The sequence below is a fragment of the Bacillus canaveralius genome, from assembly GCF_002860125.1.
In the GTDB taxonomy this organism is placed as follows: Bacteria; Bacillota; Bacilli; order Bacillales; family Cytobacillaceae; genus Bacillus_BJ; species Bacillus_BJ canaveralius.
The window spans coordinates 274,339-287,639 of record NZ_PGVA01000028.1 but is presented as its reverse complement, the minus strand read 5'-3'; the positions used below and the strand labels follow the sequence as shown (position 1 = coordinate 287,639).

12 protein-coding genes are annotated in these 13,301 nt (G+C 38.9%); 3 read left to right on the top strand and 9 right to left on the bottom strand.

The window, feature by feature from the left end; genetic code table 11:
* Window positions 1-196 precede the first annotated feature (196 nt).
* Entirely contained in the window at window positions 197-1,846 is a 1,650-nt protein-coding gene (locus CU635_RS13610; protein ID WP_101577909.1) for a CoA-disulfide reductase, read from the top strand.
* A 538-nt stretch (window positions 1,847-2,384) separates the two neighbouring features.
* On the opposite strand, the gene CU635_RS13605 is transcribed toward CU635_RS13610, so the two are convergent.
* The 3 genes from CU635_RS13605 to CU635_RS13595 are packed head-to-tail and all read right to left on the bottom strand — an operon-like array spanning window position 2,385 to window position 4,313.
* Window positions 2,385-3,008, bottom strand: a complete 624-nt coding sequence (locus CU635_RS13605; RefSeq protein WP_101577908.1) for a class I SAM-dependent methyltransferase — start codon at window positions 3,006-3,008, stop codon at window positions 2,385-2,387.
* A gap of 51 nt (window positions 3,009-3,059) precedes the next feature.
* Window positions 3,060-3,881, bottom strand: a complete 822-nt coding sequence (locus CU635_RS13600; protein ID WP_101577907.1) for a cytochrome c biogenesis CcdA family protein — start codon at window positions 3,879-3,881, stop codon at window positions 3,060-3,062.
* A gap of 15 nt (window positions 3,882-3,896) precedes the next feature.
* Window positions 3,897-4,313, bottom strand: a complete 417-nt coding sequence (locus CU635_RS13595) for a cupredoxin domain-containing protein (protein WP_101577906.1) — start codon at window positions 4,311-4,313, stop codon at window positions 3,897-3,899.
* A gap of 303 nt (window positions 4,314-4,616) precedes the next feature.
* Between CU635_RS13595 and CU635_RS13590 the strand changes: the two genes are divergently transcribed.
* The gene (locus tag CU635_RS13590) at window positions 4,617-5,195 is read left to right on the top strand and encodes a hypothetical protein (RefSeq protein ID WP_101577905.1); all 579 of its coding nucleotides are present in this window, start codon (window positions 4,617-4,619) and stop codon (window positions 5,193-5,195) included.
* A gap of 152 nt (window positions 5,196-5,347) precedes the next feature.
* Here the strand turns inward: CU635_RS13590 and CU635_RS13585 are convergent, their stop codons facing one another.
* From CU635_RS13585 to CU635_RS13565, 5 genes are all read right to left on the bottom strand, one after another.
* A complete protein-coding gene (locus CU635_RS13585) occupies window positions 5,348-6,577 on the bottom strand; it encodes a DUF438 domain-containing protein (protein ID WP_101577904.1) in 1,230 nt (409 codons plus the stop codon).
* Between the two features lie 57 nt (window positions 6,578-6,634).
* Window positions 6,635-7,309, bottom strand: a complete 675-nt coding sequence (locus CU635_RS13580) for a methyltransferase family protein (RefSeq protein WP_101577903.1) — start codon at window positions 7,307-7,309, stop codon at window positions 6,635-6,637.
* A 340-nt stretch (window positions 7,310-7,649) separates the two neighbouring features.
* A complete protein-coding gene (gene cysK / locus CU635_RS13575) occupies window positions 7,650-8,597 on the bottom strand; it encodes a cysteine synthase A (protein WP_101577902.1) in 948 nt (315 codons plus the stop codon).
* Between the two features lie 708 nt (window positions 8,598-9,305).
* The gene (locus tag CU635_RS13570) at window positions 9,306-9,719 is read right to left on the bottom strand and encodes a hypothetical protein (protein WP_101577901.1); all 414 of its coding nucleotides are present in this window, start codon (window positions 9,717-9,719) and stop codon (window positions 9,306-9,308) included.
* 110 nt (window positions 9,720-9,829) lie between these two features.
* A complete protein-coding gene (locus CU635_RS13565) occupies window positions 9,830-11,119 on the bottom strand; it encodes an MFS transporter (RefSeq protein WP_101577900.1) in 1,290 nt (429 codons plus the stop codon).
* A 388-nt stretch (window positions 11,120-11,507) separates the two neighbouring features.
* On the opposite strand from CU635_RS13565, the gene CU635_RS13560 reads away from it, so the two are divergent.
* Entirely contained in the window at window positions 11,508-12,155 is a 648-nt protein-coding gene (locus CU635_RS13560) for a GTP pyrophosphokinase (protein ID WP_101577899.1), read from the top strand.
* Between the two features lie 183 nt (window positions 12,156-12,338).
* On the opposite strand, the gene CU635_RS13555 is transcribed toward CU635_RS13560, so the two are convergent.
* Entirely contained in the window at window positions 12,339-13,268 is a 930-nt protein-coding gene (locus CU635_RS13555; protein ID WP_101577898.1) for a F510_1955 family glycosylhydrolase, read from the bottom strand.
* Between the last annotated feature and the right edge of the window lie 33 nt (window positions 13,269-13,301).

The window sequence follows — 13,301 nt, the reverse complement described above, 5'->3', positions numbered from 1 at the left end:
TAATTTCAATCTTCTTATACTTATTATGGTCATATTTTAGATGTTGTGTCCAATAGTATGATTCACTTAGTTTTGAAGAAGTATCCAACAAAATCTACAGTTCGATGTGTGATTTTAATCATAGCATTTAATTTTAATCAAAATTATTATAGGGATAGGGGTATTGGTATTTAAACGAATTTAAGGAGCGATAGATATGGGTAAAAAGATTTTGATTGTTGGTGGAGTTGCAGGAGGTGCTACAACAGCAGCGAGATTGAGAAGATTAGACGAAAATTCAACCATCATTCTATTTGAAAGAGGAGAACATATTTCTTTTGCAAACTGTGGTTTGCCTTATTATATTGGCGAAACGATAAAAGAACGTGAAAAGCTTTTGGTGCAAACTGTTGATGGAATGAGTAAAAAATTCAATTTAGACATTCGGAATTTAAATGAAATAACAAAAATAAATCGCGATAATAAAACGGTGGCAGTAAAAAACTTAGTTACAAATGAAACATATGAAGAGAGTTATGATGTGTTGGTGCTATCTCCAGGGGCGAAACCAATTGTTCCTCCCATTTCTGGAATGAATGAAGCCGATAATGTTTTTACTCTTCGCAATATCCCTGATACTGATAAAATCAAGGATTACATCGACCATCAGAGGCCAAAAGAAGCAGTCGTTGTCGGCGGTGGATTCATCGGTTTAGAGATGGCAGAGAATCTTGTTGACCGTGGTGTACATGTGACACTTGTTGAAATGGCCAACCAGGTGATGGCGCCGCTGGATTATGAAATGGCAGCGATTGTCCACCATCACCTTATCGAAAAAGGAGTTAATTTGATCTTGGAAGATGGTGTTCAATCGTTTGAAAATCAGGGAAGAACAGTAATTTTATCTAGTGGAAAAAGGATCAACACAGATTTCATTATTTTATCAATTGGTGTTAGGCCAGAAAATACACTGGCAGTGGATGCAGGTCTTAGTATTGGTGAACGTGGTGGAATCGTAGTTAATGAATACCTTCAAACAAATGATACGAATATTTATGCCATTGGTGATGCCATTGAAGTAACCGATTATATAAATAAAATCCCTGCTATGATTCCGCTCGCCGGACCCGCCAATCGACAAGGGAGAACGGCTGCGAATAATATCTATGGAAAGAAAGAAAAATACCATGGTACATTGGGTACTTCGATTGCAAAAGTCTTTGATTTAACAGTTGCCACCACAGGAAATAATGAAAAATTGTTAAAGCGATCAGATATTGATTATAAAGTGGTTCATTTACATCCTGCTTCCCATGCCGGTTATTATCCTGGAGCTTTTCCAATCGCACTAAAACTGATATTCGATCAAAAATCTGGAAAAATTTACGGAGCTCAAGCAGTAGGAAAAGACGGTGCTGACAAACGGATTGATATTATCGCCACTGCCATTAAAGGTGAATTAACAGTGTTGGACCTGGCTGAACTTGAATTGGCTTATGCACCGCCGTTTTCGTCTGCCAAAGATCCTGTCAATATGGCAGGCTACGTTGCCTCAAATATAATAGAAGGCGATATTGAAACCGTTCAATGGCATGAAATTGATCAAATCGTTCATAATGGCGGCTTGTTAATTGACGTTCGCGAACCGCTTGAAATAGAAAATGGTTATATAAAGGGTTCAATAAACATTCCGCTTGGGGAAATTCGCAATCGTCTTCATGAACTTCCTAAAAATGAGACCATTTATATCACATGTCAAGTCGGTCTGAGAGGCTACCTGGCATCAAGAATTTTAGTATCCAATGGATATAAAGTGAAAAATTTGGATGGAGGCTGGAAAACCTACTCCTTAGTTATTAACAGCTAAAACTGCCTAAGTGGTCTAAAAGAAATTATTAATCTATTGTAACTACTCAGGTCGACTGTAGACAACAGTAATAAGCCAAGCGACACTGATAATATTATTTAAGGAAATCTAATGGATTGCGTATTAATGAGCTTACCCCAAAAAACCTAATCCTTATCAATACGGTAAGGGTTAGGTTTTGTAGATTTTCTTTTCCTTTAGATTATATTTTTAACAACTTGGCATTTATGGTGACAATCACAGTACTCTAGGACATTAATACAACTCCAACAGCAGAACTCAATATAATTCCGAAGTTGAATAGCAACACCTGCAGCCAGTGGGGTGGCAATCATATTGTAACCTGCTGCCCACCATAAATTCTGGATCATTTTCCGATCGGTTACTCTTGATTAATGGATCAGGCTCACCGATCTTCAGGGTTGCTTTTAACAAGAATAACATGCGTTGTTTAAATGGCAATATCTGTACCGGTTCCAATCGCGATTCGTCTACCTTTACAAGCAAGGATCATAATAACCCTTTCATGTGTTTACCTTTATTTCTTGTAAGGAGTTAATACAAGCTTCCTGACAATCGTCCCCATCAATTGTTCATTCTCTTCCATTTTCAATCCGGCAAGTTTAATATTGTCCAGCGTTTCCCGATTTATGTTGGCTCCCCATAATCTTACTGTTATAGGATTCAACAAATCCATTGCAAGTCCTGCCACAATATTTTTACTTCTCATATGCTCGAGCATATAAACGTGCCCGTTTGGTTTGCACACTCTTCTTAACTCTTTAAGGCCCTGGACAGGATCAGGTACCGAACAAAACACACAGGTCGACACGATCGAATCAAAGGTATTGTCAGGAAAAGGTAACTCCTGAATGTCCGCTTCAGTTAATTTAACAGGATAATTAAAATCCGCATTTTCCAGCTTGGCATCAGCATGTTTGAGCATACCCTTACTAAAGTCAACGCCTGTCAGAGAAATAATATCTGCAGGATAATAGGCCAGGTTTGCCCCAGTTCCTATCCCTGCCTCAAGCACTTTTCCCGAGACTTGTGACAACAAATCCTGTCTCCATTGTTCTTTGATCATCCGATCCATTATTTCATAAATTCCCGATATCCGGTTATAGCGCTTTTTGATTTTTTCATTTATATTAGATTTCAAAATAGCACTCCTCGTTCACATGTGATGTTTTAGACCGATATTGCTCGGGTCCTATGCCAAAATAATTGAAGAAAACCCAAGTAAAATTGTAATGACGCCAATGATTACTTTTAGTTTACTTCTCAATAAAATAAAGTCACGGCTTAACGTCTGTAAAAGTTTTTTATTGGCGAGTACTAACGCTAAAATGACGACGGGCAATATAAAGCCGATATTATAAACGAATAAAAGAGGGTACTTCACCACAAATGGTTTCGATTGAATGATTAATAATATCGCCATATAGACAGCTCCTCCGCATGGAACGCTGCAGAGACCGATCACAATTCCACTAAGAAAGCTGCCAAACTTAGTGGCTGGTTCACTGTATTTCTTATAGAGTGGATGTAAAATAGCCGGCATTTTAATGAGCGCTTTTGCATGGGAGAAAAACGAATCGCGAATCATCAAAACTCCAAGAACAACGACGACAAGTCCGGCGATTTGCACCAATAAAGTTGTTTGTATTGATTTTAACCGGAATAACTCCAGTATGCCAATTCCAAGCAGAAAATATATTAGAAAAATTCCAAGCGCATAAAAGAATGCATAGCTTAAAATATTTTTCCGTTGCTTTTCAATATCAAGGCTACTTCCCACTTCCTGGCCAAAACGATTTAATAAAAAGCCTGACCATAGCAATAGAGTACTGAATGCGCAAGGATTAAATCCATCCAATATTCCCGCCAAAAACATTAATCCTATCAGGATCATGATACTCGATGTTGCTGCCACACTTGTAGTTAAGGCACTCTGTTTAAACACAAAAGAAATAAAAAACAACATAAAAAAAGTAAACAAACCAATCACAGTAGAGTATAAAGGTAATTTCATGATTTACTCCTCAAGTCAGGTAACAATTATTTTTCCTTGCATCGAAGGGTTTTTCCGACCTCCACAGCATATATCACAATAAAATTCATATTCGCCGGCTTTATCAAACTTCAATGTAACGGTCTTCGATGTTTCGGGCGCAAGTTTATAATCGAAATTTAATTCGTCGCTGGCAAACTGATGCCATCCGCCACCGTCTGAGTGAGCAGAATTATCCGGATTCACTAATTGAAGCGTGATTTCCTCTCCTAGCTTCGCACGAATGATCGAAGGATTGAACCCGGCCATAGAAATCTCCATCCGGGTACCACTTTCTTTGTCTTCACTTCCAACACCGTCAGCAATATTCAAGCCAATAGGAATAATCGCTGCAATGATGATTGCAGTAAAAATCATTCCTAATGTAAACGTCTTAATTGTCCCTTTTTGCATGAGCTACATCTCCAACCTGTTAATTTAGCTTTTCAAGTGGAATAATTATTAATCACACTACCTGGGCTAAACGATTTCTTATCACTTTACCCCGATTTTGCATTCCAATATATCACACTACATCATATCGTAGGAAAGAAACCTTAATGGTGACTGAGAACAATCTTAGAAGAAGATAAGAATCCTTTGATCTATTAAACCGTTAATATCAGCCAGCCTCTTCTTTTTTACTTTTCTAAATATCTGGTATGGCTTGTCACAAAAGGGCATATCATATAGCAAGTATAAGGGGGCGTCAATCATATGAGCTGGTTTTATTACTTTGTCCTGGCCACGCTTTCTTTGGTGACAATTTCAACAGTCATCATGGCCATTCACTTTAAAAGCAGAATAAGAGGTATGGCAGGAATGGCGATATCAATGACGACAGGAATGAATGTCGGATTAACAGGAGGAGTTTTATTTGGTTCACTTTTTCAAGGGAATCTTTACTATTCTACTATCCTCTCCATTCTTACTGGCATTCTTGCTGGGGCGGCTTCAGGTTTTGCTCTCGGGGTTCTGCCTTTACTAGAAGGGTTTATGTCGGGATTAATGGGCGGGATGATGGGTGCTATGCTGGGAGAAATGATTACTCAAAATCAATCAATATTTATGATAAATATTTTTCTTACTCTGTCAGTTAGTTGCTTGCTATTGTTTCAAATCTTGCAAAAACCTTTAGGAAAAGAACCGCATAATCTTGATAAAAAATGGCTTCTTAAACCGATCTTAACTTTCCTCTTTCTTACTGCTTACCTAATTTTCGGCAACCAGCTTGATAAAGAGTGGACTCCGGCAAATTTAAACCACAACAACCATCAGTTGATGGAGCAAAACTAACAGCCAGTATTAACTGTGAATGTTCACCATCAGGGCCATTCAGTTTGCTAATTGTTAGTTAAAAGTCCCCTGTTAAGAAGCTCAGGGGACTACTTTCCTTAAAGTTTTTTATCCGCTAATCTGTTCATTCATGCTGATCTCCACTTCTCCATTTATGAAAGAATTCGTTTTTCTCCTTCAATTTTTTGAATCGGCCTAATGTTTTGTGTAAATTCAATGGTACCCATGTATTTCCCATTTTCATCCCGGACCGCAAAATAACGGATATATACGTATTTGTCGTGGAGCTTTATCCAGAAATCTTCACTGTCTTTATTCCCCGATTTGAAATCTTCTAGAAGCTGTTCCACGACATGGACACTTTTAGGGGGGTGACAGTTTTGGACTGTTCTGCCGATGACCGCTTTTGTACGGGCAAAAATACGTTCCTTCCCGTGAGAGAAATAGCGTACTACATCGTCTTTATCAATAAAGGTAATGTCTACCGGTAAATGGTTCAGCATCAATTCTAATTGCTTTAGCGATAGAAGACCTGTTTCGAATCGGACAAACCCTTCCGATAATTCTCCTACAGGCAAAGCTTTCCTCTCCGGTTGCCACTTGCCCACCGGAGCAGTTAGGCAATACCCGATTTCATCGCTTTCATAAGCAATTTTGATCCATTCATCTTCTGCTAATGTTTCCAACGCCATCGGGAACAGGATATTTTCCTCTTTAAAGATCATCTCCTTTACCTCACGTATCACGTAATTTATAACGGCAACAACTGCTTGTCTACCTCCTTGATAATTCATCAATTTTTGTTTGGCGTCTTTAATGGATTCGCGAATGCAGTCATCGATTGCCCACATTACCTGGGTTGGACCATAAATACCGTATTTTTCAAGATAAGGGAAAAGCAAATTCTCTTTCCGGCTGTAATGTTTATCAATATCCAACAGGAGATTTAAGTCTTCGATTAATTTAAAGACATGTTTATCGTTGTCTTCCCGTTCAAAACGCTCGAGGTGCAGCTTAATTTTAAAATCCACAAGCAAATCAATTTCTTTATTTTCAAGCTTAAATGTATGGACAGGGTGGCCCGGCTGGTATTCAGGATGATCCGGACGATGAATCTCCTCGATCGCCCCTTTGAAAATGGCCGTATGCACAGAACACAAACGCTGGACTTCTTCTACGGGAATTCCTTCTTCCTCCATTAGAGAATGCTCCAGCTGCGAAATTTCCGCAACGCTGGTATTCCCGACTGCTTCTTCAAATTGAGCTTTAACTTCTTCGACACTTGCTCCATGATGCAAGGCTTTAATGATTTCTTTCAAAATCTCATGCCGTTCCGATTTATCCTTATGCAGTTGTTCACGGTTATTGATCATTTCACTCATATATATTCTCCCTTTTCTTTTTGATAGATTTACCGCACAAACAAAAAATCAGGATCTTTAAAGATTGAATTGACCGTTGTTTTCCTTATGTCTCTTTCCAGTTGCGTTTAGCAGCTTGGGGAAAAACCTGGGTACTTTCTTCATATACTCCATGTATTCGTTTCCGAAGGTGTCGATCATGGCCTTTTCTTCTTTCTTTGCCAGTCTGGTATACATAACTATTAACATTGGAGCCATAATTAATGTGATAATGGTCGGCCACTGGACCAGAAACCCGATGATAGTTAAAATGAAACCGCTATATTGAGGATGTCGTACATGCCGATAAATTCCATTCGTTACCAATTGGCCGTTTCCGGAATGTATCCCTCTCCAACCAATAGTGATAATGATGAGCCCCGCGAAAATGAGGATATTGCTCAATGGATGTAGTATATTAAACAGAATCGGTGAGCCTCCGGCTAGTGCTACCCATAAATGTCCATTCGAATGAGAGAATGGGTCGAATACAGGGTAGTTTCTGCCAAAAATCGAAGTTAGAATATAAATCGTTAGCGGAAAACCGAACATTTCACTAAACAAAGCCACAATAAATGCTGTAAACGCCCCGAAAGTCCTCCAGTCCCTTTTTGTTGCAGGTTTAAATGCAGAGTAGGTAAATAAACCAAAGATAACTACATTGAATATGACAGCAAGCCATAAGCCATAGGCGTTTTGTTCCACACCATGCATAATATTCTCCTCCTTTAAAAACAATTAAATTAAAAGACTTAAATTTATCCGGTAAAGAGCATCAAGTCTCTGCTTATAGAATCTGGATCACCCACCCGTAAACAGTTTTGGTGATGCTTAAAATGAGGCAACGACAGCCAATGGCTGGTGTTCATATGGTGTAAATATTTACAATTTAATAGTAAGTCAATAACATAAGAAGAAACTGAATCTAGCCTAAGTAGAATATAAATAAAAATCGATCAAAAAAATCGCACCAAAAGATGCGATCGGGATATTTAGTTTAAGGGATTCTCCACTATAATCTTGCTATATCTAAATAATTAGTTGTCAAATTTATTTATTCTTCCTGAAACAGTGCAGTAGACAGGTATCTTTCCCCGGTATCCGGCAAGATAACAACCATTGTTTTTCCCTTCAATTCTGGACGACATGCAGCCACGGCGGCGGCATGAAGCGCGGCTCCTGACGAGATGCCGACCAGTATTCCTTCTTCTCTAGCAATCAATCGTGATGCGCCAAAAGCATCTTCATTTGGAACCTGAATCACTTCATCATAAACACGTGTATTGAGAACAACTGGTATAAATCCCGCTCCAATACCCTGTATTTTGTGCGTTCCTGGCTTCCCTTCCGATAAAACCGGCGAAGATGCGGGTTCGACCGCAATGGAATAGAAGGAAGGTTTTCTAGCTTTCAATACTTCGGAAATTCCGGTAATAGTTCCCCCGGTTCCAATCCCGCTGATCAGGATATCCACTTCACCGTTAGTATCCTCCCATATTTCCTCAGCAGTCGTGGTTCGGTGTATCTCCGGATTCGCCCCATTTTTAAATTGTTGCGGCATAAATGCTCCGAGAGTCTGATTTACCAATTGTTCCGCTGTTTCGATAGCTCCTTTCATGCCGTTGGCTCCTTCAGTTAATACCAATTCCGCACCCAAGGCTTTGAGCAAGTTTCGGCGCTCTATGCTCATTGTTTCAGGCATGACAAGCTTGCATCGGTATCCTTTCGCGGCACAAACGAAAGCGAGCGCGATGCCGGTATTTCCGCTGGTTGGTTCGATAATGATTGAATCTTTAGTAATCAAGCCTTGTTTTTCCGCAGCATCAATCATGGCAATTCCGATTCGGTCCTTTACGCTGCCAAGCGGATTAAAATATTCCAGTTTGCCGAGAACTTCGACACCTGTTAGGTTGCTGATCTTATTCAATCGAATTAATGGGGTACGGCCTATCAATTCCGTGATATTTTGGGCGATTTTGAGTCGTTCCGATATCTTTGCCATGTTTTGTTCCTCCCCGACTATAGATGGGGTATGTCAATTGTTATCCTATTTGATTATCATGAGAATACACTTAAAGAAAACTGAAAATCAGATAAGAAAATCCTGTAGCTTTATTTAATTGTGCAAATTAAATTATATTTGAGGCATAGCTGTAGAAAAGTAAGAAGGTTGGTATTTATCAAACCAGCCTTCTTATACTTAAGCTTTATCTAACTAGGAAATAAACTACAACAGCCACACCTGCCAGAACCCAAAGCCAGCTTCCTCCCATGCCGTGTCCACCTCTTCCATATGGTCGACGATGATTTCTGTCACTGTGATGGGAATTGTGATTTTTATGGCCACCATGACATCCCATTTCTATTCACCTCGTTTTTATGTTTTATGGCGACTCAAGTATAATTAAAAAATGTTAAACAAGCCTGAAATCAAACTGAGAATGAAATTAGAAACATATTTTTTAGTTGTACCGGCTGCTATTATAGAATACTGGCGTAAAAGCCACTCTACAGGGGATCTTTCATGGCCGCCATGGCACGGAGTATGCTAGTCTTTTGCAGGACGGTAAAACTAACAATTTGAATACGCTGAACTCGTGGTACGATTGTTACATAGCACCAATTGAATAAGCCATTTACTATAAATATAATTTTGCCGGCACGAGCCCTGTAAGCACAGACGAAAAAGATAGATTTACGATCCCGCCTGTTAATGATGTTGTTGATGCTCCTGCTGCTCTTCGTTCTGCTGAATTGGATTGCTGTCATCAAAAATTTGTGGCAGGGCAGTTAACACGATGATGATCGACAGTATTGAAGAAATCAAATATACCCAAGAAACGGAACGGTGATGATTCCATTTGCGCAAGGCCCCTCGAATCATCCAAACAGAGATAACCAGGGAAAGGAGCATAAACACAATTTTCACCCATGGGGAAAGTGATAATAATCCTGTTCCCAATGTAGTTAATCCCAGTGCGATAAGCAATGTGTGCACCCAATGATGAGATGAAGCAAGGATGGCGACAAGGATTGATCCAATTGCCTTTAGAATACCTCTTCCTTTTTTTAATTGACCTGATGAATGCACAGTTGTCTCCGAGGCTTTTCCATTTTTATTCATAACTATCTCCTCCGACCTTTTAAATGAATCGTTATTTTTACAGATGTTTCATCACAAACATTTTATTCTGAAGTCCTTCAAAATAATCAGCCTATAGAATGTTACTTGATTTAATTGTTTTTTTTTACTGATTTGGGCAAAACAACATTGCTCTCTCTTGGTAACATCTCGGGAACCCCGAGAACAGCAATCCCACTTAACATACCAAGAATTCCTGTGAAACTAAAGAACATCTCATACCCACCAACGTTAAGTATAAGAGGTGCAATGGCCGGGATAATAGTCTGCGGCAAAGTGTTCGCAATATTAAATATACCGAGATCTTTTGCTGCATCTCCCTTGTTAGGGAGTACTCGTGTAAGAATTGCCAAATCTACTGCGAAATAAGTGCCAGAACCAATCCCCATCAAAACCGTGGCAACTAAAAAAATCGGAAAACTTGGAGCAAATCCTTGCAGAATTAGTGAAAATCCCATTAAGATACCTGCTCCGATAACAAATGGCTTTTGCCGTCTTAAGCGGTCGGAAATCATTCCTCCAATAAGACTAAATACAAATACGAGAACGGTCGAAATAACTATTGTTAACATAATTTTATCAGTCAATTCAGCTTTGGAAAAACGAAACCGTTCTATTAGGTATACTGAGTTAAACAAACTAGCTGGTATACAGGAGAAGACCAGAAATCGTGTCACCCAAGCTGAAGCGAAGGCTGGATATTTACGAGGATTTGGAATAATATTCCATAAATTGAACTTTGTCGTCTCATTCTTTACTTTACGTGAATCCAAATATCTTCCTTCACGTATCAAAATTACGGCTATAACAGCGCCAATAACGGCAATAATCGCTAAAATGGCCCACTTTAGCAAATCTGGTTGTGCATTCATTTTATTCAATAGGGCGATCCCGATCAGTGGCGCTATTCCTGGAACAGCACCTACGATACCTGAAATGGAACCCCGGCGTGATTCCACTATTTGTTCTGCAATCAGGGCATTGTTAGCTAAAAGTTGAAAAGTAAAGGAGGCTTGGGCTAACGCCCATAACAAGGTTATTTGCCATACTTCTGCAACAAGACCTATTCCCAGCAGCGAAGCTCCGCCAAAGATTGCCCCTGCTAATATCCATGTTCTACGTCTCCCAAACTGGAATCGGGTGCGGTCACCAATAGCGCCCGCCACCGGATTAAATATCATAGCAACAAATGCCCCTATTCCTGTCACCATAGCCAAAGCACCTGCCACATTATTTGGGGCAATAGAGGTAAGCTTTAAAGTCAGCAATATGATGATAGGCGGTATAATTGCAATAGTAGCTGCCGCATTTGAGACAACAAGTGCAGGCACAATTCTTTTAAACGGTGTTGCAGGTTGAATAGTTTGCCCAATAGTGCTCATACCCGTTCCTCCTCGTTGAAACAACGAATGTTTTTTTTATCAAAGGGCCTGAGTGACCAAGTGAATAGCCCGGATCCTTGCGCCTGTTTCACCATTTCAACTATATTCGTAAGTCATTTTGCCACATGCATGTTCATGCATATGGACCTGCTTTTTCGCTTTCATCGTTTTACCCCTTTTTTAATTTTAATTGTTTAATAATGTCTTTCTGTTTATATCTTACACACGCCTGCTTAATACTAACTGAGATAAATATGAGAAAAAAATAAGAATTAATTATCCTGAATCTCTTATCCAATTCTTATGTTTGATTCAGAGTTATTTCATTTGTATCAAGTATTCTAAATAATGAGCCAACTCCTGGTCCTGAAGAAAGGTGTAGTTTTTTATGAAAATTATAAATACAGAAAATGAATGGAACAGTTTTTTACTCCCGTATACATTTGCGATGGCGGAATTGAAAACAAAAATATCAATTATGAATCAGGAAGCAAATCTTTTAAAGTATTACAACCCGATTGAGCATATTAATATTCGTCTAAAGGAACTCGAAAGTATCTTGAACAAGCTGGAACGAAAAAACCTGGAGCCTACCCTCGAAAATGCTGAAAAATACTTGCATGACATTATTGGAATCCGTATTACTTGTTGCTTTGAGGAAGATATATATTACATGGCCAATCTATTAAAAAAAAGAGCGGATTTAAAAGTTGTAGAGTTAAAGGATTATATTAAGAATCCAAAGCCTAACGGCTATAAAAGTTTGCATGTCATTGTGAAAATCCCTCTTGTTTTGAGTACAAGGCAAAAAGACATTTTTGCGGAAATTCAACTCCGCACGCTGGCAATGGACTTTTGGGCTAGTCTGGAACACAAGCTGTATTACAAGCATGAAGGGAATATACCTGATTACTTAAAACATGATTTATATGAGGCAGCGCAGGCAGCAGCAACTTTGGATAAAAGAATGAATATCATCCGTAAAGAGATAAACAACATTCAAGATGGTTATGAGCAGATTTTTCTGCCCTCGTAATTCTTTTTATATTTGATTTGTCAAGCTGAACGATTGACCCAATTAAAATGACAGCTTCGTTGCCGCATCGCCTATAGTATAAAAATTATTTGATTGAACCTTTATGCCGATAGAAGTCTTTGTATGATTCATGAATTTGCTATAAAAAGAAAAAGACTCGGCAAACGCCGAGTTAGAATAGTTTTACTCAATGTTTTTAGCCGAGCCTTGTTTAACAATATATTCCCAGGTTTCTCCATTGTCTTTACTTGCATAAATATTTAATTGGTCTGTAGCAAATGCCAGTTCATCGTTATTTTTAAAGTTATTACTGATAAAAGAAATATTGCCGTCAATGTTTTCCGGCAATTTGTAATTTGTTGTATTGTTATTTAATAGATCCAGCTTCACAATCTCCTGGTTGCTGCCAACAATCATTTCATCACTGGTGGTGAACACCGCAGCTTTCACAGCAGTATCTTGTAGTACTGCCTCAAACGATTCGCCGTAGTTATTAGAAATATACAAACCGTTATCTGTGCCAACCGCAATGACTCCGTCCTTTGAAGGATGGGCAATTATAACAGCAGGAGTACCAGTAACTCCGTTCATTGCCATCTGATTCCAGGAATTTGCCTGATCATTTGAATAGTAAAATCCAGAATCTTCCATTACAGAGTTGACTTCAGGAGTAAATACATAAATATCTTCTGTTTCATAGCCAACGGATAGAGCATGAAAATCAACTTCTCCATGCAGAGCAACCGGTTCGATTGTTTTGCCATTGTCAGTACTTTTGACTATGCCCAACGGATTCTTTAAAGTCGAACCTGGACCAGGATGCCCACTGCTGTAAAAACCATCTTTTGTAGCAGAAAAACCCATATAATCATTTTTCTCAGCATCGGGAATTGACCATTTTCCGTTTGAATATTCCCTAAGCCCATCATGTACCGCCACGATTAACTTTCGGCCATCAGCGGAATAACTCAACCCGTGCAAATCTGGGAAACTTATATTTCCTGTATCATTTTTAGGGATAAATATCACGATAATAAAGGCCCCAACAATAGCTACCAGTAGCCACTCTAAACCAAACCTTTTTTTATTTTTTGTCTTTTTGTTTTTGGACATTCCTTTGCCTCCTTTATTAATCGAAACTACCTG

What these genes read in the sequence shown, in the direction of transcription:
- CU635_RS13580 (WP_101577903.1), bottom strand. Translation starts at nt 7,309, where the DNA reads ATGCATGGTGTGGAACAAAACGCCTATGGCTTATGGCTTGCTGTCATA.
- cysK (WP_101577902.1), bottom strand. Translation starts at nt 8,597, where the DNA reads ATGGCAAAGATATCGGAACGACTCAAAATCGCCCAAAATATCACGGAA.
- CU635_RS13585 (WP_101577904.1), bottom strand. Translation starts at nt 6,577, where the DNA reads ATGAGTGAAATGATCAATAACCGTGAACAACTGCATAAGGATAAATCG.
- CU635_RS13600 (WP_101577907.1), bottom strand. Translation starts at nt 3,881, where the DNA reads ATGAAATTACCTTTATACTCTACTGTGATTGGTTTGTTTACTTTTTTT.
- CU635_RS13590 (WP_101577905.1), top strand. Translation starts at nt 4,617, where the DNA reads ATGAGCTGGTTTTATTACTTTGTCCTGGCCACGCTTTCTTTGGTGACA.
- CU635_RS13610 (WP_101577909.1), top strand. Translation starts at nt 197, where the DNA reads ATGGGTAAAAAGATTTTGATTGTTGGTGGAGTTGCAGGAGGTGCTACA.
- CU635_RS13595 (WP_101577906.1), bottom strand. Translation starts at nt 4,313, where the DNA reads ATGCAAAAAGGGACAATTAAGACGTTTACATTAGGAATGATTTTTACT.
- CU635_RS13560 (WP_101577899.1), top strand. Translation starts at nt 11,508, where the DNA reads ATGAAAATTATAAATACAGAAAATGAATGGAACAGTTTTTTACTCCCG.
- CU635_RS13555 (WP_101577898.1), bottom strand. Translation starts at nt 13,268, where the DNA reads ATGTCCAAAAACAAAAAGACAAAAAATAAAAAAAGGTTTGGTTTAGAG.
- CU635_RS13565 (WP_101577900.1), bottom strand. Translation starts at nt 11,119, where the DNA reads ATGAGCACTATTGGGCAAACTATTCAACCTGCAACACCGTTTAAAAGA.
- CU635_RS13570 (WP_101577901.1), bottom strand. Translation starts at nt 9,719, where the DNA reads ATGAATAAAAATGGAAAAGCCTCGGAGACAACTGTGCATTCATCAGGT.